The sequence below is a fragment of the Micrococcus luteus NCTC 2665 genome, assembly GCF_000023205.1.
GTDB classification, from domain to species: domain Bacteria; phylum Actinomycetota; class Actinomycetes; order Actinomycetales; family Micrococcaceae; genus Micrococcus; species Micrococcus luteus.
On sequence record NC_012803.1, the window covers coordinates 2,143,190 to 2,165,251 of the forward strand.

Annotated in this window: 20 protein-coding genes; 14 read left to right on the top strand and 6 right to left on the bottom strand. The window is 72.8% G+C overall.

The annotated features are described in order from the left end of the window. Nucleotides 1-101 precede the first annotated feature (101 nt). The 3 genes from MLUT_RS21375 to MLUT_RS21390 all read left to right on the top strand — a co-directional run bounded on the left by MLUT_RS21375 (nucleotide 102) and on the right by MLUT_RS21390 (nucleotide 3,761). Nucleotides 102-1,766: an L-lactate permease gene (locus MLUT_RS21375; RefSeq protein WP_029248297.1), complete on the top strand. Its 1,665-nt coding sequence runs from the start codon at nucleotides 102-104 to the stop codon at nucleotides 1,764-1,766. 285 nt (nucleotides 1,767-2,051) lie between these two features. Next, nucleotides 2,052-2,946, top strand: a protein-coding gene (locus MLUT_RS23710; RefSeq protein ID WP_010080128.1) for an IS5 family transposase whose coding sequence is annotated in 2 segments (ribosomal slippage) — nucleotides 2,052-2,402 and nucleotides 2,404-2,946 — 894 coding nt in all. Because the reading frame shifts where the segments join, the coding sequence is not laid out codon by codon here. A gap of 44 nt (nucleotides 2,947-2,990) precedes the next feature. After that, nucleotides 2,991-3,761 (top strand): FadR/GntR family transcriptional regulator, encoded by a 771-nt coding sequence (locus tag MLUT_RS21390; protein WP_010080127.1) that lies wholly within the window; start codon nucleotides 2,991-2,993, stop codon nucleotides 3,759-3,761. Nucleotides 3,762-3,803: 42 nt separating this feature from the next. On the opposite strand, the gene MLUT_RS21395 is transcribed toward MLUT_RS21390, so the two are convergent. Together MLUT_RS21395 and MLUT_RS21400 are read right to left on the bottom strand one after the other, a co-directional pair. Next, nucleotides 3,804-4,301: a DUF456 domain-containing protein gene (locus MLUT_RS21395; protein WP_010080126.1), complete on the bottom strand. Its 498-nt coding sequence runs from the start codon at nucleotides 4,299-4,301 to the stop codon at nucleotides 3,804-3,806. A 25-nt stretch (nucleotides 4,302-4,326) separates the two neighbouring features. Then, nucleotides 4,327-4,800 carry an Lrp/AsnC family transcriptional regulator gene (locus tag MLUT_RS21400; protein WP_010080125.1) on the bottom strand — a complete coding sequence of 158 codons (474 nt, stop codon included), beginning with the start codon at nucleotides 4,798-4,800 and terminating at the stop codon, nucleotides 4,327-4,329. A 115-nt stretch (nucleotides 4,801-4,915) separates the two neighbouring features. Here MLUT_RS21400 and ald point away from each other — a divergent pair, with 115 nt between their 5' ends. Then, the gene (gene ald / locus MLUT_RS21405) at nucleotides 4,916-6,058 is read left to right on the top strand and encodes an alanine dehydrogenase (RefSeq protein ID WP_010080124.1); all 1,143 of its coding nucleotides are present in this window, start codon (nucleotides 4,916-4,918) and stop codon (nucleotides 6,056-6,058) included. A 120-nt stretch (nucleotides 6,059-6,178) separates the two neighbouring features. Here the strand turns inward: ald and pdxT are convergent, their stop codons facing one another. The 4 genes from pdxT to MLUT_RS21425 form a co-directional block, all read right to left on the bottom strand. Further along, nucleotides 6,179-6,829 (bottom strand): pyridoxal 5'-phosphate synthase glutaminase subunit PdxT, encoded by a 651-nt coding sequence (gene pdxT / locus MLUT_RS21410; RefSeq protein WP_029248295.1) that lies wholly within the window; start codon nucleotides 6,827-6,829, stop codon nucleotides 6,179-6,181. Nucleotides 6,830-6,865: 36 nt separating this feature from the next. Next, nucleotides 6,866-7,810: a pyridoxal 5'-phosphate synthase lyase subunit PdxS gene (gene pdxS / locus MLUT_RS21415; protein WP_010080122.1), complete on the bottom strand. Its 945-nt coding sequence runs from the start codon at nucleotides 7,808-7,810 to the stop codon at nucleotides 6,866-6,868. Between the two features lie 106 nt (nucleotides 7,811-7,916). Continuing rightward, complete coding sequence (locus MLUT_RS21420; RefSeq protein ID WP_012751095.1) at nucleotides 7,917-8,417, bottom strand: DedA family protein; 501 nt, start codon at nucleotides 8,415-8,417, stop codon at nucleotides 7,917-7,919. Between the two features lie 51 nt (nucleotides 8,418-8,468). Further along, complete coding sequence (locus tag MLUT_RS21425; RefSeq protein ID WP_010080120.1) at nucleotides 8,469-9,314, bottom strand: HpcH/HpaI aldolase/citrate lyase family protein; 846 nt, start codon at nucleotides 9,312-9,314, stop codon at nucleotides 8,469-8,471. Nucleotides 9,315-9,473: 159 nt separating this feature from the next. On the opposite strand from MLUT_RS21425, the gene MLUT_RS21430 reads away from it, so the two are divergent. From MLUT_RS21430 to MLUT_RS21475, 10 genes are all read left to right on the top strand, one after another. Next, nucleotides 9,474-10,295, top strand: a complete 822-nt coding sequence (locus MLUT_RS21430; protein WP_010080119.1) for a GerMN domain-containing protein — start codon at nucleotides 9,474-9,476, stop codon at nucleotides 10,293-10,295. A gap of 72 nt (nucleotides 10,296-10,367) precedes the next feature. Beyond that, nucleotides 10,368-11,582, top strand: coding sequence for an aminotransferase-like domain-containing protein (locus MLUT_RS21435; protein ID WP_010080118.1), 1,215 nt, complete (start codon nucleotides 10,368-10,370; stop codon nucleotides 11,580-11,582). A 94-nt stretch (nucleotides 11,583-11,676) separates the two neighbouring features. Further along, nucleotides 11,677-13,275, top strand: a complete 1,599-nt coding sequence (locus MLUT_RS21440) for a fumarylacetoacetate hydrolase family protein (protein ID WP_010080117.1) — start codon at nucleotides 11,677-11,679, stop codon at nucleotides 13,273-13,275. Nucleotides 13,276-13,277: 2 nt separating this feature from the next. Continuing rightward, entirely contained in the window at nucleotides 13,278-13,979 is a 702-nt protein-coding gene (locus tag MLUT_RS21445) for a GntR family transcriptional regulator (RefSeq protein WP_010080116.1), read from the top strand. An 80-nt stretch (nucleotides 13,980-14,059) separates the two neighbouring features. Further along, entirely contained in the window at nucleotides 14,060-15,604 is a 1,545-nt protein-coding gene (gene hpaE / locus MLUT_RS21450; RefSeq protein WP_010080115.1) for a 5-carboxymethyl-2-hydroxymuconate semialdehyde dehydrogenase, read from the top strand. A gap of 259 nt (nucleotides 15,605-15,863) precedes the next feature. Further along, a complete protein-coding gene (gene hpaD / locus MLUT_RS21455) occupies nucleotides 15,864-17,030 on the top strand; it encodes a 3,4-dihydroxyphenylacetate 2,3-dioxygenase (protein ID WP_010080114.1) in 1,167 nt (388 codons plus the stop codon). Nucleotides 17,031-17,425: 395 nt separating this feature from the next. After that, the gene (locus MLUT_RS21460; protein ID WP_010080113.1) at nucleotides 17,426-18,211 is read left to right on the top strand and encodes an FAA hydrolase family protein; all 786 of its coding nucleotides are present in this window, start codon (nucleotides 17,426-17,428) and stop codon (nucleotides 18,209-18,211) included. Nucleotides 18,212-18,346: 135 nt separating this feature from the next. Further along, complete coding sequence (locus MLUT_RS21465; RefSeq protein WP_010080112.1) at nucleotides 18,347-19,207, top strand: HpcH/HpaI aldolase family protein; 861 nt, start codon at nucleotides 18,347-18,349, stop codon at nucleotides 19,205-19,207. 210 nt (nucleotides 19,208-19,417) lie between these two features. Continuing rightward, nucleotides 19,418-20,368, top strand: a complete 951-nt coding sequence (locus MLUT_RS21470) for a hypothetical protein (RefSeq protein WP_010080111.1) — start codon at nucleotides 19,418-19,420, stop codon at nucleotides 20,366-20,368. A gap of 173 nt (nucleotides 20,369-20,541) precedes the next feature. Next, nucleotides 20,542-22,038, top strand: coding sequence for a protein adenylyltransferase SelO (locus MLUT_RS21475; protein WP_010080110.1), 1,497 nt, complete (start codon nucleotides 20,542-20,544; stop codon nucleotides 22,036-22,038). Nucleotides 22,039-22,062 lie beyond the last annotated feature (24 nt).

The window sequence follows — 22,062 nt, forward strand, 5'->3', positions numbered from 1 at the left end:
GACGTGCACCATTTACTGTCCGTGGACAGACGACTGTGGTCTGACCACGCACCCCAGCACCAGGAGACCCCGTGGACCCCCTCATCCAAGCCAGCGCCCCCGTGGGCACGTTCACCGCGACCACCGACGCCGTCGCCGGCAGCCTCGGGCTCTCCGCGGCCCTCGGCACCATCCCGCTGCTGACCTTCTTCGTGATGCTCCTCCTGGTCAAGGCCAAGGCCTGGCAGGCGGGCCTCGTCTCCCTGACCGCCGCCGTGCTCGTGGCGATTCTCGCCTTCGGCATGCCCGCGGACCTCACCCTGCTCTCCGCCTCACAGGGCGCCGTGTTCGGCTTCTTCCCGATCGTGTGGATCGTGGTCATGGCGCTGTGGTTCTACCAGGTGACCGTCCTCTCCGGCCGATTCGAGGACATGCGCGCCATCTTCGACACCGTGGGCGGCGGGGACATCCGCATCCAGGCCGTGCTGATCGCCTTCTGCTTCGGCGGCATGCTCGAGGCCCTCGCCGGGTTCGGCGCCCCCGTGGCCATCACCGCCACCATGCTGCTGGCCCTGGGACTGCCGCCCCTGAAGACCGCCGTGGTGGTGCTGCTGGCCAACACCGCCCCCGTGGCCTTCGGCGCCGTGGGCATCCCCATCACCACCGCCGGCCAGCTCACCGGCATCCCCGCCGCCGAGATCGGGGCGATCGTGGGGCACCAGGCCCCGTTCGTGGCCGTGCTCGTCCCGTTCTTCCTCGTGTGGATCATCGACGGGTTCCGCGGGATCCGCGAAACCTGGCCCGCGCTGCTGACCATCGGCGGCACCTTCGCGCTCGGCATCTGGTGGGCCTCCACGCACTTCTCGTACGAGCTGACCGACGTCGTTGCCTCCCTGCTGGCCATGGCCTCCGCCGTGGTGCTGCTGCGCTTCTGGCGGCCCAAGGGCGCCGCCGAGGCCGACGCCCGCCTCGGCATCACGCCCACCCGGCCCGCCGGCGACCTCACCCCCGGGCGGATCTGGATGGCCGTGCTCCCCTACCTGCTGGTCATCACCGTCTTCGGCATCGCCAAGCTCTGGACCCTCGGCTTCGACCTGGCCGGATGGCTCGCCTCCACCAACCTGCGCATCCCCTGGCCCGGCCTCGACGGCCGCCTGGTCACCGCGGCGGGCGAGCCGATCACCGGCACCGTCTACTCCTTCCAGTGGCTCTCCTCCCCCGGCACCCTGCTGCTGATCACCGGCCTGCTCGTGGCGTTGATCTACTCGGTCTTCACCGGCGGCGGACGGTTCCCGCTGCGCTTCGGCGACGCCCTCGCCGAGATCGGCCGGAGCTTCTGGAAGATGCGCTGGTCCGGGCTGACCATCGTGCTGGTGCTGTCCCTGGCGTACGTCATGAACTTCTCCGGCCAGACCCTGGCCATGGGCACCGCCATCGCCGGCGTGGGCGCGGCCTTCGCGTTCCTCTCCCCCGTGCTCGGCTGGCTCGGCACCGCCGTCACCGGTTCGGACACCTCCGCGAACGCCCTGTTCGCCACCCTGCAGCAGACGGCGGCCGAGGAGGCCGGCCTCGACCCCTCGCTCATGGTGGCCGCCAACACCTCCGGCGGCGTGGTGGGCAAGATGATCTCCCCGCAGTCCCTGGCCATCGCCGCCACCGCCGTGTCCATGGAGGGGCAGGAGTCCAAGATCCTGCGCACCGTGCTCCCCTGGTCCGTGGCGCTGCTCCTGATGGTGTGCACCATCGTGTTCCTGCAGTCCAACGTCCTGTCCTGGATGCTGCCGTGATCGGGTGATCGGGTCGGGCGTCCGACGCCGAGCCAGGCCGCCGAGCCAGAGATTTCCGCCGTCATATCACGGTCTCCGAGGCGGAAATCTCTGGCTCGGCGCGTGCGTGGGTGCGTGGCTCGGCGCGTGCGCGGGCGGCTCGGCGCGTGGGTCGGTGCGTCGGCGCGCGCGTGGGTGGGGATGAGCCCCGTCCCGACCGCGCGGTCGCAAGGAGCCGCGCGGCCGCCGTCGGGCCTAGGGCGTGTCTGACAATGAGTCCAGGGGTCGGCTGACACCCTGGAAGGCATGTCCCGCTTCCAGATGCTCTCCGATGCCCAATGGGAGCTGATCGCCCCGATGCTCCCTGCCCGGACCGGTCGACGGGGCCGGCCGTTCTCGGACGCCCGCACCATGGTGGAGGCGATCATCTACCGATACAGGTGCGGGATCCCCTGGCGGGACCTGCCCGAGGTCTACGGGCCTTGGCAGACCGTGTGGACCTGGCACCGGCGCTTGGCTGAAGAGGGCACCTGGGATGCGGTGCTGGCGAGGCTGACCGCCGCCGCGGACGCCGAAGGTCTGGTGGACTGGTCGGTGGCGGTGGACTCCACGATCGCCCGCGCCCACCAGCACGCCACGAACACCACCCGCCTCACGGGGGGCTGGATCGAATTACACGAATCCGCGTGAGGAGCCGGCCGATCACGGCATCGGGCGCTCCCGGGGCGGGTTGAGCACGAAGATCCATCAGCTCGTGGACGGGGCCGGGCTGCCGCTGGTCAGTCTGATCACCCCCGGCCAAGCCGGGGACTCCCCGATGCTGTTGCCCCTGCTGGGGCAGCTGCGTGTGGCACGGCCTGCAGGCCGGCCTCGTACCCGCCCCGAGGCGGTGCTGGGTGACAAGGCGTACTCCTCCCGGGCGATCCGCTCCCATTTACGGGCCCGCGGCATCAAGGCGGTCATCCCTGAGCCGGCCGACCAGCAGGGCCATCGCAGACGCCGCGGTGCCCGCGGCGGGCGCCCCGTCGGCCTCGACGCAGCCGCTTACAAGGGCCGGAATGTCATCGAGCGTCAGTACGCTCACCTGAAGCAGTGGCGGGGATTGGCGACCCGGTATGACAAGTACGCGATCATCTACCGTGCCGCCGTGGTGCTGAACGCGGTAATCGCATGGTCGAAACTATTGTCAGACACGCCCTAGGCTCATCCACGGCCCCGTCCGTCCCGTCCCCGCTGGAGCAGCCCATGACCGCCCGCCCGCCCACCCCGCCCGCCGAACCCGAGCCGGGCCGACGCCGCGCCCCCGGCCACGCGGTCATCCTGGACTGGCTGGAGGGGGAGCTGCGCTCCGGGCGGATCCAGGTGGGAGACAAGCTGCCGAGCGAGCGCACACTGGCCGAGCGGTTCGGGATCTCCCGGTCCTCCGTCCGGGAGGCCGGACGCGTCATGGACGCCATGGGGCTCGTGCGCTCGGCCGCCGGCTCGGGGCCGCGGGCGGGGGCCATCGTGGTCTCCGAGCCCTCCGCGGCGCTCGCCTGGGCGCTGCGCATGCACGTGGCGACCCGGGCGCTGCCCGTCGCGGACCTCGTCACCACCCGCGTGCTGCTCGAGACCGAGGCAGCCCTCGAGGCCGCGGAGCACGACGTCCCCGGCCGCGGCACGATCCTCGCGACGGCGCACGCGCACCTGGACCGCATGGACGTCCCGGACCTGCCCGCCCGCGAGTTCCACCGGCTGGACGCGGAGTTCCACGTGCTGCTGTCCACGCTCAGCGGCAACGTGGTGCTCGAGACCATCCTGCGGTCCCTGCGCGAGGCCACCATCGGCTACGTCGAGGAGGCGATGGCCGACGTCGAGGACTGGGGCGCCGTGCGCGACGAGCTGCAGCGCCAGCACCGGGACATCCTGGCGGCCGCGGTCGAGCGGGACGGACTCCGCGCGGCGCAGGCCGTGCGCGAGCACATCCGCTGGTTCTCCCGGTTCACCACCGCCGGCCCGGACGCGGCGGGCGGCTGAACCGGACGCGGGACGTGCCCGGCGTCGTCGTGCGGCCCGGGCTCAGAAGACGAAGTGCACCAGGATGCCCACGCCCACCGAGGCGAGGGCGAGCATCGCGCAGCCGAACTCCACGAGCATGCCCAGGCCCATGGCCTTCAGCGCGCCCCACGAGCTGGCCAGGGCCACGCGGGCGTCCCGGGTGCGCGCCCACTGCGAGCCGAACAGGCCGACGGCGAAGCCGATGAACAGCCCGACGACGGGGATCACGAAGAACCCAACGATCGCGCCCACCACGCCCGCCGCGATCGGGCCGCGGGTGACCCTCTCCCGCAGCAGTCGACGGCCCATGAGGACGGCGGAGGCGCTCATGCCCGCGATCGCCAGGCCCGCGGCGATCACCCCGAAGGTCCACGAGGCCGCCGAGCCGAGGATCCAGGCCCACGCGACCGCGGTGATCAGGATGAGCACGGAACCGGGCAGGATCGGGTAGATCGTTCCGACCACGCCGACGATCAGCAGGAGCACGGCCAGGACGGAGACGACGATCGCGAGGGTCACGGGGTCCAGTATGGCGCTCCCGCGTTCACCCGCCCTGCCACGGCCGCTCGCCGTGCTCGTGGCGGAACACGAGGGACGTCCGCGTGGCGGCCACGGCCGGATCCGCGGAGAGGTTCTTGAGCACGAAGCGGGAGACCTCCGCCGAGTCCGGCACGGCCACGTGCAGCAGGAAGTCCTCCTCGCCGCCGAGGAAGAAGACCTGCAGCACGCCGGGCAGGCCGCGCATCCGGTCGAAGAACTCCTCCATGCGGTGGCGGGCGCCCGGGCGGATGCGCACCGAGATCAGCGCCACCAGCCCGTGGCCCAGCGCGGCCGGGTCCACGTCCACGGTGAACCCGCGCACGGCGCCCGAGGCCCGCAGCGCCTTGAGCCGGGTCAGGCACGTGGACGGCGCGATCCCGAGCTCGTCCGCCAGCGAGGCGTTCGTGCGGCGGGCGTCCTGGCGCAGCAGCTCCAGGAGCCGCCGGTCCGTGCCGTCGAGCCGCTGCAGATGCTTCACCCGATCCTCCTGACTGTGACGCCGGACATGAACAATCCATCCAGTCTAGGGGTCATCCCCGCAGATCCTGCGGCGCCCCTCCCCTTCGGCCGGTCAGACCGCTAGATTCGCCCGCATGCTGATCGGAGTGCCCACAGAGGTCAAGAACAACGAATTCCGCGTCGCCCTCACCCAGGGCGGCGTGCAGGAGCTGGTGCGCGCCGGCCACGACGTCCTCGTGCAGGCGGGGGCCGGTCTCGGCTCCGGCACCACGGACCAGGACTACCTCGACGCCGGCGCCGAGCTGGTCGAGGGCGCCGACGAGGTGTGGGAGCGCGCCGAGCTCATCCTCAAGGTGAAGGAGCCCCAGGCCGAGGAGTACCCCCGCATGCGCCGCGGCCAGGTCCTCTTCACCTACCTGCACCTGGCGGCCTCCCCCGAGTGCACCCGGGCCATCCTCGACTCGGGCACCACCGCGATCGCCTACGAGACCGTGACGCAGGGCCGCACCCTGCCGCTGCTGGCCCCCATGAGCCAGGTGGCCGGGCGGCTCGCGCCCGCCGCCGGCGCCTACCACCTCACCCAGGCCCACGGCGGCTCCGGCGTCCTGATGGGCGGCGTCCCCGGCACGCGCCGCGCCCGCGTGGCCGTGATCGGCGGTGGTGTGGCCGGCGAGGCCGCGGGCGTGATCGCCGCCGGCATGGGCGCCGACGTCACCGTCCTGGACATCTCCCTCGAGCGCCTGGCCCAGCTGGACGCCGTGCACCAGGGCCGGCTGCGCACGCTGGCCTCCTCGCACCTGAACATCGCCGAGACCGTGGCGGACGCCGACCTCGTGATCGGCTCCGTGCTGATCCCGGGCGCCGCCGCCCCCAAGCTGGTGACCGCCGAGATGGTGGAGGCCATGCGCCCGGGCTCGGTGCTCGTGGACATCGCGATCGACCAGGGCGGCTGCTTCGAGAACTCCCGCCCCACCGCCCACCAGGACCCCACCTACCTGGTGGGCGACAAGATCTACTACTGCGTCTCCAACATGCCCGGCGCCGTGCCGCAGACCTCCACCGCGGCCCTCACCAACGCGACCCTGCCGTACATCAAGCGGATCGCGGACCAGGGCTGGCGCGCGGCGCTGTCCGCGGACGAGGGCTTCGCCGGCGGCCTGAACGCCCACGACGGCGTGCTCACCCTGCCCTCCGTGTTCGAGGCGGTGTCCGGGGAGCTCGGGCTGGACCCGGAGAAGGACGTGCGGGCGACGTCGCAGGTCCTCGCGGGGGCCTGACCCTCCCCCACGCCATCCACGCCGGGACGAGTCCCGCACAGTCGGGGTTATCGGAGCCGATAACCCCGACTGCGCGGGACTCGTCTGCGTTCGGGGACGGGCGGGCGGGACGGGCGGGGCTCAGAGCCCGGCGAGGAATGCCCGGTGGAAGGACCAGTCCCCGGTGACCTCCGGGTGGAAGCTCGTGGCCAGGACGTGCCCCTGCCGCACGGCCACGGGAAGGCGCGCGCCGGCGTCGAGCCCCAGCCCCGCCGGGTCCACGGACAGGCCCGACGCCGGCACGCTCGCCAGCACCTCGACGTCGGCGCCGTCGCCGCCCGCCTCGCCGAGCGCCAGCACCGCGGGGGCGCGGATGAACACGGCGTGGACGGGGTCCGCGCTGACGGCCGGGACGTGCAGATCCGCCTCGAACGAGGCCGCCTGCGCCCCGAACGCGTTGCGGCGCACCGTCACGTCCAGCACCTCGAGGGTGCCCTGGTCCGGGGCGGGGTTCTGGATGCGGCGGGCGAGCATGATCAGCCCCGCGCACGTGCCGTAGGCCGGCAGGCCGGCGCGGAGGGCGGCGGCCAGCGGCTCCTTCAGCCCCACGATCCGGGCGAGGCGGTCCATCACGGAGGACTCGCCGCCGGGCAGCACGATGCCGTCGAGCCCGGCCAGGTCGGTCGCGCGGCGCACGGGCCGGGTCTGCGCCCCGAGCGCCTCGAGCACGTGGGCGTGCTCGCGCACGTCCCCCTGCAGGGCGAACACCCCGACGGTCTTCTGCGGTTTCACCCTCGCCACGGGCCCCGTGCCACCCCGCCCCTCAGCTCACCAGCCGCGCTCGGCCAGGCGGTGCGGGGCGGGCAGGTCGCCCACATTGATGCCCACCATGGCCTCGCCCAGGCCGCGGGAGGCCTCGGCGACCGCCATCGGGTCGTCGAACTGGGCGGTGGCCTTGACGATGGCGCGGGCACGCTCGGCCGGGTTGCCGGACTTGAAGATGCCGGAGCCCACGAACACGCCGTCGGCGCCCATCTGCATCATCAGGGCCGCGTCCGCGGGCGTGGCCACGCCGCCGGCGGTGAACATCACCACGGGCAGGGTGCCGGTCTCGGCGACCTCGGCCACCAGCTCGAACGGGGCCTGCAGCTCCTTCGCGGCCACGTACAGCTCGTCCTTGGCCAGGCCGCGCAGCTGCGCGATCTCCTTGCGGATGGTGCGGATGTGCTTGACGGCCTCGGAGACGTCGCCGGTGCCGGCCTCGCCCTTGGAGCGGATCATGGCCGCGCCCTCGGTGATGCGGCGCAGGGCCTCGCCGAGGTTGGTGGCGCCGCACACGAACGGCACGTCGAAGGCCCACTTGTCGATGTGGTTCACATAGTCGGCGGGGGAGAGCACCTCGGACTCGTCGATGAAGTCCACCTTCAGGGCCTGCAGCACCTGGGCCTCCACGAAGTGGCCGATGCGGGCCTTGGCCATCACGGGGATGGACACGGCCTCGATGATGCCGTCGATCAGGTCCGGGTCGGACATGCGGGCCACGCCGCCCTGCGCGCGGATGTCCGCGGGCACGCGCTCGAGGGCCATGACGGCCACGGCGCCGGCGTCCTCGGCGATGCGCGCCTGCTCGGCGTTGACCACGTCCATGATCACTCCGCCCTTCATCATATCCGCCAGGCCGCGCTTGACGCGGGTGGTGCCGGTGCCGCGGGCGCCGTCGTCGGCCGCGGAGGCGGTGGAGGCGGAGAAGCTGGCGGCGCGTTCGTCGGTCATGGAGGTCCTTCCGGAGAGGTGGCGGCCCCGGCCGCGGGGCGGCTGGTCGGGACGGAAACGCGCTCAACTCTAGTCCTCCCGGGGACGGGCCGCGGCCCGTCCAATGTCACGGACGACGACGGCGGGCCGCCCCGTGCAGGCGCAGCGTGCGGCGGCGGCGCCACACCACGAACGCGGCCACGGCCGCGAGGATCGCCGCGAGCGCGAGGACGCCGCGGCCCTCGCCCAGGGCGGCGCCGATCACGGCCCACACCACGGCCATGCCCACGGTCCCGTACACCACGCCCCACAGGAACGTGCCGAGCGCGGCGGCGGGCAGGAACCCCCGCCACGGCATGCGGGCGACGCCGGCGGAGCCGATCACCGCCGTCTGGATGCCCACGGTGAGGTAGCAGAACGGGACGGCCCACATGCCGTGACGGCGGATGAACCGCTGGGCGCGGACGTACACGGGGCCCTCCATGACCTGGGCGAACCACCGGGCCCGCTCGGCGCCGGAGGCCAGCCCCCGCCCGAGCGAGAACACGATCAGGGTGCGCAGGATCGCCAGCATCCAGAAGAATCCGATGGACCACAGCAGCGGCAGCCCGTCGATCCACGCCATCATGGGCGGAGCCACCCGTCGGGGCGGGGACTCATGCGCGCGCCCCGGCCGTGCTCACGCGTTCCAGAGCCCGTACGAGTCCGCGAGGTCCGCGATCTTCTGGGCACGCAGCACGCGGGGCAGGTACGAGCCGTCGCCGACGGCGGCGCCCTGAGCATGCTTCTCGAGCAGGTCGCGGGCCCACGCGAGCTCGTCCTCGGACGGGGACATCGCCCGGTTGACCCAGTCCACCTGATCCGGGTTCAGGACGAGGCGGCCGGTCATGCCCATCGAGGCGGTGACGGCGCAGGAGCGGATGACCGCGTCCTCACCGTCCGTGTTGCCGGGCGGTCCGTCGATCGCACCGGGCAGACCGCCTACGCGAGAGGCGATCACCATGCGGGAGCGGGCGTAGGCCATGGCCAGCGGGTCCTCGCCGACGCCGACGTCCTTGCGGAAGTCGTTCACGCCGAAGGCGAGACGGAACGTGCCCGGCGCCTTGGCCACGGCCGTGGCGTTCTCGATGCCCAGGGCGGACTCCAACAGGGCGATCACCGGGGTGCCGGCGCGCAGACGCATGGCGGTGAACGTGACCTGCTCCGGCTCCTCGGTCTCGGCCAGCACGACGCCGCGCACGCCGTCGAGGCCCGCGAGCGCCTCGAGGTCCCGCTGCCAGTGGGCCGTGGAGGTCGCGGAGATGCGCACCCACGCCGTCATGCCACCGGAGAGTGCGTCCACGACGTGCTGGCGGGCCGCGTCCTTCTGCTCCTCCGGCACGGCGGCCTCGAGGTCGAAGATGACGGAGTCGGCCTCGGAGGCCAGGGCGGGGGCGAACGCGTCGGGGGTGGCCGCGTTGACCAGCAGCCAGGAGCGGCTGAGCTTGGCGGGCAGGGCGGCGGCGCGACGGTTCCTCACGGGCATGGTCTCCAGCCTAGCCCGCCGCGGCCGTCCGCCCGCGGGCCCCTTCCCACTCGTGCGAGGCCTCACGTCCGCTCGCGGCGGGCGAGGCGGACGGTCGTAGCATGGAGAGGCCGTCGGTCCGTCCGACGCCGCCGACCCCCCGACCGCCAGGAGTACCCGATGCGCCCGACCTCCCCTTCCCGAGCCCTGCGGCTCACGGGTGCCGTGGCGGCCGCGTGCCTGCTGGCCGGCTGCGCGGTCGCCCCCGACCTGGCCGAGGACTCGGCGTCCGACGACGGCGTGCCCCTGCCCGCGACGGAGGGGTATCAGCCGCTGACGGTCTACCTCGCCGTCGCCGAGGCGGAGGCGGTCCCGGGGACGAGCGGCCGGCCCTTCGGCTGCGGCGATCTGCTGGTGCCCGTGCAGACCGTGCCGACGGACACCGAGGACGAAGCGGACACCGCCCTGGACTTCCTGTTCGCGGACGAGCGCGGCTGGCACGGCGACCCGTCGCTGTGGAACGCCGTGTTCGACGTGCGCGAGAGCCTCATCCCGACCGGGCACCGCCGCGAGGGCGACGTGGAGATCTTCACCTTCACCGGCACCGTGACGCCGGAGGACGAGTGCACGGCCGAACGGATCCGCGCCCAGCTGCAGGCGACCGCCGCCGCCTTCACGTCAGCGGGACAGGTCCGGCTCGAGGTGGACGGCCGGGACCTCGACGACGTGCTGGGGCTCGAGCCGCTCCGCCTCGGCGAGTCCGTGGACGTCCCGCAGGGGGACCCCATACCGAGTGGGGAGCCGAGCGACGGATCCGGCGCGCAGACGTGGGCGCCGGAGGGCGAGTCGTCGGAGGACACGTGGGCGCCGGCCGACCCCTCGACCTGGGCTCCGGTCGAGCCCTCGGACGACACCTGGGCGCCGGCCGAGGAGTCGTCGTGGGGTCCCGCCGAGCCGACCCAGGGCACGTGGTCCCCCGGTCAGGAGCCGAGCGCCCCCTGACCGGGCGACCCGCCGTCGTCGCCCGTCATCGGACGTTCGGGCACGGCCGCGCCGTGCTATAGGGTGCCGAGCGTGCGGAACCTCCGAGATCACCTGTCCCAGCGCGCCGTCGGCGTGAAGCAGTCCGCGGTCCGCGACGTCTTCGACATCGCGATGGACCCGAACCTCGTCTCGCTCGCGGGCGGGAACCCGTGGCTCGCCGACCTGCCCCTCGACGAGCTGGGCCGGATCGCCTCCGACCTGATGACCCGGTTCGGCACGGAGTCCCTGCAGTACGGCCCGGGCCAGGGCACCGAGGAGATGCGTGCCGCCGCGACCGCCGTGATGGCCGCCGACGGCATCCCGGACGCGGACCCCGACCTCGTGGTCATCACCCCCGGCTCGCAGGCCGCGATCGACACCGCCTGCCGGGCGTTCGCGAACCCGGGCGACGTCGTCGTGGTGGAGGACCCCACGTTCGTGGGCGCGTTGACCACCTTCACCACCTGGCAGCTCGAGGCCGTGGCCACGGGCACCGACGACCACGGCCTGGTGCCCGCGGCCCTCGACGAGACCCTGACCCGCCTGGCCGCCGAGGGTCGCCGCGTGGCCTTCCTCTACACGATCCCCTCGTTCGCGAACCCCTCGGGCGCCCTGCTGCCCCCGGACCGCCGCGCCGAGGTGGGCGCGATCTGCGAGAAGCACGGCGTGCTCATCGTGGAGGACAACCCGTACGGGCAGATCGCGTTCGACGGCGAGCCCGTCGCCCCGATCGCCGCCGACCACCGGGACAACGTGGTCCACCTCGGCACGATGTCCAAGATCTTCTCCCCGGGCGTGCGCATCGGCTGGGCGCTCGTGCCGGCCGCGCTCCAGCGCGAGTTCTACCTGTGCGCGGAATCGGCCTACATCCACGCGTCCACGTACTCGCAGATGCTCACCACCGCCTTCGTCACGCAGCTGGACTGGCAGGGCCACGTCCGCCACGTGACCGGGCTGTACCGCGAGCGGGCCGCGGCGCTCGTGGACGCGGTGCGTGAGCACTGGGACCCGGCGGTCGAGTTCATCCCCCCGCAGGGCGGCTTCTTCCTGTGGGCCACCCTGCCCGCCGGGGTGGACACCCTCGAGGTGATGCACCGCGGCATCGAGGCGGGCGCGGTGTTCGTGCCGGGGGCGGCCTTCACCCCCGTCGAGGGCAAGCACTCCACCCTGCGCCTGGCGTACTCGTTCGTGGCGGCCGAGAAGCTCGTGGAGGGCGTGCGGCGCCTGGCCCCCGCGGTGAACGAGTCGATCGCCCGGGCCCGCTGAGCCGCGGCGGGCGTCCACGACGACGTCGGCCCGGCGCGTCCGCCGGACGTGCGACCCCTTCCCCGGGCCCGCGAGATCGTATACGATCTCGACCATGACGCAGAGCACACCGGATCCCACGCCCACCGTCACCGAGCACGACTTCACCGTCCGGGAGAACCGGCCGGGCAAGGTGCTCGCCGTCCACCTGAACTACCCCTCCCGCATCGCCCAGCGCGGCCGGTCCCCGCAGGCCCCCGGCTACTTCCTCAAGGCCGGCACCTCCCTCGCCCGCACCGGCGACACCATCGAGCGCCCCGCCGGCACCGAGCTGCTCGCCTACGAGGGCGAGATCGCGCTGATCATCGGCCGCACCGCCCGGCGCGTCAGCCCGAAGGAGGGCTGGTCGCACGTCTCCGGCATCACCGCCGCCAACGACTGGGGCCTCTACGACCTCCGCCACGCGGACAAGGGCTCCAACGTCAAGAACAAGTCCGGCGACGGCTACACCCCGCTCGGCCCCGCGGTGATCTCCGCCGCGGGCCTGGACCCGGCCGCCCTGCGCGTGCGCACCTGGGTCAACGGCGAGATCGTCCAGGACGACACCACCGAGGGCCTCGTCTTCCCGTTCGGCCAGCTCGTGGCCGACCTCTCGCAGCTCATGACGCTCGAGGAGGGCGACGTCATCCTCACCGGCACCCCCGCCGGGTCCTCCGTGGCCCAGCCGGGCGACGTCGTCGAGGTGGAGGTGGACGCCCCCAGCGCCCCCGGCGCACCGACCACCGGCCGCCTGGTGACGACGGTCGTCGACTCGGAGCACTCCCTGGCCCCGTTCGGCGCGCAGCCGCAGGTGGACGACGTGCAGCGCGAGGAGGCCTGGGGCTCCCGCGAGGCCGCCGGTCTGGCCCCGCAGGCCGCGGCGCCGTCGTCGTCCGCGGTGGACGAGAACGGCCACTGGGTCGCGAGCGCCCCGCAGCCGGACCGCTCCCTGCTGACCCCGGAGCTGCGCGCCAAGATCGACGCCATCGCGGTGGCCACCCTCACCGCCCAGCTGCAGAAGCGCGGCATCCAGAACGCGACCATCGACGGCCCGCGCCCGATCCACCAGGGTCGGCGCGTCCTCGGCTACGCCAAGACCCTGCGCTACATCCCCAAGCGCGAGGACCTGTTCAAGGAGTTCGGCGGCGGCTTCAACGCCCAGAAGCGGGCCATCGACTCGGTGCAGCCGGACGACGTGGTGGTCATGGAGGCCCGTGGCGAGCACGGCACCGGCACCCTCGGGGACGTCCTGGCCCTGCGCGCCCAGGTGAACGGTGCGAACGCCGTGATCACGGACGGCGGCATCCGCGACTCCGCCGCCGTCGCCGAGGTCGGTCTCCAGGTGTACGCCGGCGCCACGCACCCGGCGGTGCTGGGCCGCCGTCACATCCCGTGGGAGGTCGGCGGCACCATCGCCTGCGGCGGCACCACCGTGCAGCCCGGCGACATCATCGTCGGCGACGACGACGGTGTGGTGGTCATCCCGCCGTCCCTGCTCCAGGAGGTCGTGGACGACGCCTACGAGCAGGAGCTCCAGGACGCCTGGGCGTACGAGCAGGTCAAGGCCGGCCACCCGGTGGACGGGATGTTCCCCCCGAACGCCGAGTGGAAGGCCACGTTCGACGAGTACCGCAAGACCCTGCCGGACGCCCCGGCCCCGGAGGGCGACGCCTGAGCATGCGCCGGACGGACATCGGAACGGTCGGCCTCGCAGGAGCCCCCGTCTCCAAGGCGGACCGCGCCTACCAGGCCATCCTCGAGGGGATCCGGGACCAGCGCCACGAGCCGGGCGACCGCCTGGTGCTGTCCCAGATCGCCGCGGAGTTGGGCATGTCCGTGGTGCCCGTGCGGGAGGCGATCCGCCGCCTGCAGTCCGAGATGCTGGTGGCCTACGAGCGCAACGTGGGCGCCACCGTGGTGGGCATCGACCCGGTCGAGTACCGCCACACCATGGAGACGCTGGCACTGGTGGAGGGGTTCTCCACCGCCCAGTGCGCCCCGCACGTGACCGCCGAGGACCTCGCGGCGGCCCGTGAGGTGAACGCGACCATGCGCGCGATGACGGCGTCGGAGAGGGCCTGGGACCCGGTGGCGTTCACCGAGCTCAACCGCCGCTTCCACTCGATCCTGTTCGAGCATCACCAGAACGAGCACGTGCACGACCTGGTGCACCGCGGCTGGAACCGCCTGGCCGCGCTGCGCTCGTCCACGTTCGCGTACGTGCCCGGTCGGGCGGTGGCCTCCGTGGACGAGCACGAGCACCTGCTGCGCCTGATCGAGGACGGGGCGCGCTTCGAGGAGATCGAGGCCGCCGCCCGCGCCCACCGCCTGAACACCCTGCACGCCTACCTGGAGCACAGCGCCGAGCCGTCTTCGTGACCGCCGGACGGGCCGGCGCCGACGCCGACTGCTCCAGACCCCGACCATCCGCCCCCGAAGCACTCAGCGAAAGAGACACCATGACGGAGAAGACCAGCATCGAGGCCCGCACGCCCGAGGGCCTGCCCGACGTCCTGCGCCACTACATCGACGGCGAGTTCGTCGACTCGATCGACGGCGACACCTTCGAGGTGCTCGACCCGGTGACCAACGAGCCGTACCTGACGGCCGCCTCCGGCAAGGCCGCGGACATCGACCGCGCCGTCGCCGCCGCGAAGCGGGCCTTCAAGTCCGGCGAGTGGTCCCAGGCCCTGCCGCGCCAGCGCTCCCGCGTGCTGCACCGGATCGCCGACATCATGGAGACCCGCGGCGACCAGCTGGCCGAGATGGAGTGCTTCGACACCGGCCTGCCGATCAAGCAGGCGAGGGGCCAGGCCGCCCGCGCCGCCGAGAACTTCCGCTTCTTCGCGGACCTGATCGTGGCCCAGCACGACGACACCTTCAAGGTGCCGGGCCGCCAGATCAACTACGTGAACCGCAAGCCGATCGGCGTCGCCGGCCTGATCACCCCGTGGAACACCCCGTTCATGCTGGAGTCCTGGAAGCTGGCCCCGGCCATCGCCACCGGCAACTCGGTGGTCCTGAAGCCGGCGGAGTTCACCCCGCTCTCGGCCTCCCTGTGGGGCGGGATCTTCGAGGAGGCCGGCCTGCCCCAGGGCGTGTTCAACATGGTGCACGGCTTCGGCGAGGAGGGCTACGCGGGCGACCCGCTCGTGAAGCACCCGGACGTGCCGCTGATCTCCTTCACCGGCGAGTCCCGCACCGGCCAGATCATCTTCGCCAACGCCGCCCCGCACCTGAAGGGCCTGTCCATGGAGCTCGGCGGCAAGTCCCCGGCCGTGGTGTTCGAGGACGCGGACCTGGACGCGGCGATCGACGCGACCATCTTCGGCGTGTTCTCCCTGAACGGCGAGCGCTGCACCGCCGGCTCCCGCATCCTGGTCCAGCGTTCCGTCTACGACGAGTTCGTGGAGCGCTACGCCGCCCAGGCCTCCCGCGTGAAGGTCGGCCTGCCGAACGACGAGACCACCGAAGTCGGCGCCATCGTGCACCCGGAGCACTTCGAGAAGGTCATGTCCTACGTGGAGATCGGCAAGACCGAGGCCCGCCTGGTGGCCGGCGGCGGCCGCCCGGAGGGCTTCCCCGAGGGCAACTTCGTGCAGCCCACCGTGTTCGCGGACGTGGCCCCGGACGCCCGGATCTTCCAGGAGGAGATCTTCGGCCCGGTCGTGGCCATCACCCCCTTCGACACGGAGGAGGAGGCCCTGCAGCTGGCCAACAACACCAAGTACGGTCTGGCCGCCTACATCTGGACCAACGACCTCAAGCGCGCCCACAACGTCGCGCAGAACGTGGAGGCCGGCATGGTGTGGCTCAACTCCAACAACGTGCGGGACCTGCGCACCCCGTTCGGCGGGGTGAAGGCCTCCGGCCTGGGCCACGAGGGCGGCTACCGCTCGATCGACTTCTACACCGATCAGCAGGCCGTGCACATCAACCTCGGCGAGGTCCACAACCCGGTGTTCGGCAAGCAGGAGCAGGCCGCGGCGAAGATCGACGGCTGACCCGCACTGACCGGTGACCACGACGGCGCCCGCACCGTCCCCGCGACGGTGCGGGCGCCGTCGTCGTGCTGGGGCCGGGCCGGGTCTCTCCCCCGGCCCACCGACGCGGGTTGAGTTGTCGCGGGTGCGGGCGCCCCGGACCCGCGACAACTCAACCCGCGTTCCTCGACGGCCTTCCCGCCGGTCGCCTGGATCGTATACGATCGAGCCCGTGACCGTGTCCCAGGCCACAGCGCACCGCCATCACCAAGGAGCACCGATGACCAACCTCGAGAGCCGCCAGAAGACCTCCTCCGGCTTCTTCGTCACGAAGGAAGCCCCCATCGACCCGGAGAACCCCCTCCCCACCCCGACGTCCGAGGCGCCGGACATCCTGCGCTGCGCCTCGATGGAGCTCGTGGTCACGGACCTCGCCGCCTCCCGCGAGTTCTACGTGGACGTGCTCGGCCTCGTGGTCACCGAGGAGGACGAGGAGACCGTCTACCTGCGCTCCATGGAGGAGTTCATCCACCACAACCTGGTGCTGCGCCAGGGCGAGACCGCCGCCGTGGCCGCGTTCTCCTACCGCGTGCGCACCCCCGAGGACCTGGACAAGGCGGTCGCCTTCTACGAGGAGCTGGGCTGCCGTGTCGAGCGCCGGAGGGACGGCTTCGTCAAGGGCGTCGGCGACTCCGTGCGCGTCGAGGACCCGCTGGGCTTCCCCTACGAGTTCTTCCACGACGTCGAGCACGTGGAGCGCCTGGCCTGGCGCTATGACCTCTACACCCCGGGCGCCCTGGTCCGCCTGGACCACTTCAACCAGGTGACCCCGGATGTGCCGCGCGCCGCCCGCTACATGCAGGACCTGGGCTTCCGCGTCACCGAGGACATCCAGGACGAGAAGGGCACCGTCTACGCCGCGTGGATGCGCCGCAAGCCCACCGTGCACGACACCGCCATGACCGGCGGCGACGGCCCCCGGATGCACCACGTGTGCTTCGCCACGCATGAGAAGCACAACATCCTGGCGATCTGCGACAAGCTCGGCGCCCTGCGCATGTCCGACCACATCGAGCGCGGCCCGGGACGCCACGGCGTCTCCAACGCGTTCTACCTCTACCTGCGCGACCCGGACGGCCACCGCGTGGAGGTCTACACCCAGGACTACTACACCGGTGACCCGGACAACCCCGTGGTCACCTGGGACGTGCACGACAACCAGCGTCGCGACTGGTGGGGCACCCCGGTCGTGCCGTCCTGGTACACCGACGCCTCCCGCGTGCTGGACCTCGACGGCAACCTGCAGCCGCTGGTCTCCCGCACCGACGACTCGGAGATGGCCGTGACCATCGGCGCCGACGGCTTCTCCTACACCCGCGAGGAGCAGGGCGAGGAGTCCCTGCCGGAGTGGAAGCAGGGCGAGTACAAGCTCGGCAACCAGCTCTGACCGGCACTGCCGGGCGCCGCTCCGGGACACCATGACGACGGCGGGCACCCCACGCAGGTGCCCGCCGTCGGCGTCCGCCCTCCCTGCCATCCTCCGCGTCTCCCCGCCCCACGCCGTTCGAGGCGGAAAATCCACCTCATTCGAGCCGGGAGGGCCAGTTTGAGCTCGATTTCCCGCCTCGAAGCATGGGGAGCAGGGGTGTCCCGCCTCGCAGACGGGCGTCGAGGGGCGGGCCTGGCTCACGGTGCACCGCCGCCAGCCCGGGCTGGGGATCGGGACGCGCACCCCGGACTGATCCGGGGCGGTGACAGGATGGCGACGGGACCAGGGGCCGAGCCGCGCAATCGTATACGATCGAGACCAGGCCCCCGCCCGACGTCGTGAAGGAGACCGCTGTGCTGGACCACGAGACCCACGTCAAGATCGCCGACGAGCTGCACCGCGCGGGCATCGACCGCGTGCCGGTGCCGCGGCTGACCGCGCGCTACCCGGAGATGGAGATCGAGGACTCGTACGCCGTCCAGCGCATCTGGGCCGAGTGCCAGGTCGAGGCGGGCCGCCGCAAGGTGGGCCACAAGATCGGCCTGACCTCGAAGGCCATGCAGGACGCCACCGGAATCGACGAGCCGGACTACGGCGTGATCTTCGACGACCAAGTGTTCGAGTCCGGCCACGTCTACGCGTGGAAGAAGTACACCCACCCCCGCGTCGAGATGGAGCTGGCGTTCGTGCTCAAGGACGAGCTGCGCGGCCCCGGCCTGAACCTGATGGACGTGCTGCGCGCCACCGAGTACGTGGTGCCCGCGCTCGAAGTGTTGGACTCCCGCATCGAGATGGAGGGCCGCACCATCACGGACACCATCTCGGACAACGCCGCCCTGGGCTCCCTGGTGATCGGCGGCCGCCCCGTGGGCGTGCACGACGTGGACCTGCGCTGGGTCTCCGGCATCCTCTCCCGCAACGAGGAGATCATCGAGACCGGCGTGGCCGCGGGCGTGCTGAACCACCCGGCCAACGGCGTGCACTGGCTGGCCAACCGCATCGCCGGGCACGGAGACGCGCTCGAAGCCGGTGAGATCGTGCTCGCCGGCTCCTTCACCCGCCCGATGTGGGTCTACGAGGGCGACACCGTCTACGCCGACTACGGCCCACTGGGCACCATCACCTGCCGCTTCGCCTGAGCCGCCCGCCGTCGTCGTCGCCCCGCCCGCCCGCCTGCAACGCGGGTTGACCTATCACCAGTACGACCCCGCTCCACCCGCGACAACTCAACCCGCGTCGGGTGGAGGATGCGGAGAACCCCGGAGGAACGTCCCATGCCCGTCCGCCACAACCCGCAGCCGCTGTTCCGCGACCTCTTCACGCCCGAGGCCGTCGCCGCCCGTGGGGGCCGCCCCGCCGCCGGCATGTTCCTCTCCTCCGGGGACCCGACGACGGCGGAGATCTGCGCCGGCGCGGGCCTCGACTACCTGCTCATCGACGCCGAGCACGCCCCGCTGACCCTGCAGGACGTCCTCGCCCAGCTGCGCACGATCGCCGGCTACCGCGTGCCCACCCTGGTGCGTGTGCCGGCGCTGGACACCGTGGCCATCAAGCAGTTCCTGGACCTGGGCGCCCAGACGCTGCTGGTGCCCATGGTCGACGACGCCGCGATGGCCCGCCGCGCCGTGGCCGCCGCCCGCTACCCGGACGGCTCCGCCGAGGGCGGGGTGCGCGGCGTGGGCTCCGCCCTGGCGCGCTCCGGCCGCTGGAACCGGATCCCCGGCTACCTGCCCGGCGCGGCGGACCACGTCTCCGTGATCGTGCAGATCGAGACGGCCGCCGGCGTGCGCAACGCGGACGAGATCGCGGCGGTGGACGGGATCGACGGCGTCTTCATCGGCCCCTCGGACCTCTCCGCGTCCCTGGGCCTGCTCGGCCAGCAGTCGCACCCGGAGGTGGTGGCCGCGGTCGAGGAGGTCATCACGAAGGTCAAGGCCGCCGGGAAGATCGTGGGCGTCAACGCGTTCGTGCCCGCGCAGGCCGACGCCTACGCCGCCGCCGGTGCGGACTACGTCAACGTGGGCGCCGACGTCGCCCTGCTGGCCCGCGCCGCCGAGGCCCTCGCCGACCGCTGGTGCCCGGCGCCGACCGACGCAGCGGCCGACAGGGAGGGCGCGCCCCGCGCGTCGTACTGATCCGATCATCCCCTCACTTCGGGGCGCGAAATCCACCCCATGGACGCCTGATCCTGGTCCATGACGTGGATTTCCCGCCTCGAATGGTTCGGGGCCGGCGCCCCGGAGGGACGCCACCGCCTCCTGCACAACCGCGCCGGTCCCCCTCGTGCGTCCCCAGGCCCACGCTCGTCCGTCTCGGGATGCCGACCGACGGGGCACGCTCGCCGCATGCCCCGTCGCCCCGCCCCGCTGCCGCCGTCGATCGACCCCGCCGCCTTCACGGTCGACGACGCGCGCCGGGCGGGCGTGACGTGGCCCCGACTGCAGTCCTCAGACCTGCGGCGGCTGCGCCACGGCATCTACGGGCCGGCCGGCCCCGCGGCGGTCTCCGTGCGTGAGTGGACGATGGATGAGGTCCGCGCGTACCAGCGGCGCCATCCCGACGTCGTCGTCAGCCATGAGACCGCCGCCCGCCTGCACGGCCTGACCGTGCCCGAACGGCTGCTGGCCCCCGGTGCGGTGCACGTCAGCGTCGGCACCTCGGGTGGCCGGCCGGTCCAGGCGGGTCTGGTGCCCCACCGCATCGAAGTGCCGGAGGGACAGCGGATGACGCGGGGCGGCGTGCTCGTGACGACGCCGGCCCGCACGCTGTGGGACCTGTGCGCGGCACGGTCGGCGCTCACCGGGCGGGACGTCGTCATCGCCGGTGACGCCCTGCTCTGCCCGCCGTGGCTGCCCGGCGGCGGACGCGGGGCTCCCGCCTACACCCCGGAGGAGCTCGTCCGATCGCTGGCCGAACGGGGACGTTTCCGGGGGCGCGGGCTGGCCCGGGCGGCGCTGGCGAGGATGCGCGTGGGGGCGGATTCGCCGCGCGAGACGCGTCTGCGGCTGGCGCTCGTCGACGCCGGGCTGCCGGAGCCCGAGATGCAGTGCCGGCTGGACCCGTCAGACCGCCGCGCTCCGACGGTCGACCTGGGGTATCGGCAGTGGCGCCTCGCGTTGCAATACGAGGGCGAGCACCACCGCACCGCCGAGCAGCAGGCCCGGGACGTGCTGCGCGACCGCTGGTGCGCCGACCACGACTGGCTCTCGATCAAGGTCATGTGGGCCGACGCCCGGGACGACTACGCGGACGTCGTCGCGCGGGTGCGGTGCCGGGCGGCCGAGTTCAGTGGGTGACCCGGTGAGATCCACGGCCACTGCAGTCCGCCACGGCTCCCTCGTTTCGAGGCGGGAAATCCAGGTCATGGGGCTCTGGTCCACGCCCATGGGGTCGATTTCCCGCCGCGAAAGGACGGGCCCGGTGGGAGTCGGCCTGTGAACACCCGTCCTCCCCCACGTAGCGTGGCCCCATGACCGCGTCCGCCCCCACCCTGAGCTCGCATTTCGCCGACACCTTCCCCGAGCTCGCCCTGCCCTGGCAGGCCCAGGCCACGGACGGCCCGCAGCTCGTCCTGCTCAACGCCGGCCTCGCGACGGAGCTCGGCCTCGACGCCGAGTGGCTCGCCACCGACGACGGCGTCCGCTTCCTCACCGGCGAGCAGCCCGGCCCGGACGCGCGGCCGGTCGCGCAGGCGTACGCGGGCCACCAGTTCGGCCACTACTCCCCTCGCCTGGGTGACGGGCGCGCCCTCCTCCTCGGCGAGCTCACGGCTCCGGACGGTCGGCTCCACGACCTGCATCTCAAGGGCTCCGGTCGCACGCCCTTCGCGCGCGGCACCGCCGACGGGCAGGCCGTGCTCGGCCCCATGCTCCGCGAGTACGTGGTCTCCGAGGCGATGCACGCCCTCGGCGTGCCGACCACGCGGGCGCTCGCCGTCGTCGCCACGGGCCACCCGGTCCGCCGCGAAACCGTGCTGCCGGGCGCGGTGCTGGCCCGGACGGCCGCGTCGCACCTGCGCGTCGGCACGGCCCAGTACGCCGCGGCCCTCCCCGAGCAGGCGCACCCCACGGAGGTGCTGCGCCGGATCGTCGACGAGGCCATCGCCCGCCACCACCCGCACGCCGCCGACGCCGAGCACCCCGCGCTCGCGCTCGACGAGGCGGTGATCGCCGCGCAGGCCGAGCTCGTCTCCCGCTGGATGCTCGTCGGCTTCGTGCACGGTGTGATGAACACGGACAACATGACCCTGTCCGGCGAGACCATCGACTACGGCCCCTGCGCGTTCATCGACGCCTTCGATCCGGCCGCGAGCTTCTCCTCGATCGACACCCAGGGCCGGTACGCGTACGGCAATCAGGGGCCCATCGCGGCGTGGAACCTCGCCCGGCTCGGCGAGGCCCTCGTGCCCGTGCTCGACGACGACCCCGACCGCGCCGTCGCGCTCGCCCAGGAGGCGCTGGGCAGGTTCCACGGCGCCCATCTCGCGGCGTGGCGGGGCGGACTGCGGGACAAGCTCGGTCTCCCGGCGTCGGTGGCGGAGGACGACGTCGCCGCGCTCACCGACCGCCTGTTCCCGTGGCTGGCCGCGGCGCGGGCCGACTGGACCTCGTTCTGGGTGCGGCTGGCCGAGCACACGGCGGCGCCCGTGGACGACGACGCGGCGCGCACCGAGGCGGCACGGCTCGTCCCCGGCGCCCCGGACCCCGCGGGGCTCGCCGCCTGGCTCGCGGACTGGCGGGCGATGGGTCCCGATCCGGCCCGGATGCGCGCGGTGAACCCCGTCTACATCCCGCGGAACCACCTGCTGGACGAGGCCCGGACGGCCGCGGAGGGCGGGGACCTCGCCCCGGTCCACCGGCTGCTCGAGGCCGTCACGGATCCCTTCACCCCGCGCCCCGGGTTCGAGCGGTACGCGGAGCCGGGTCCGGCGGACGGGGCCCCGTTCGTCACCTACTGCGGCACCTGACCGCTTCCGTTGACGAAACGGGCG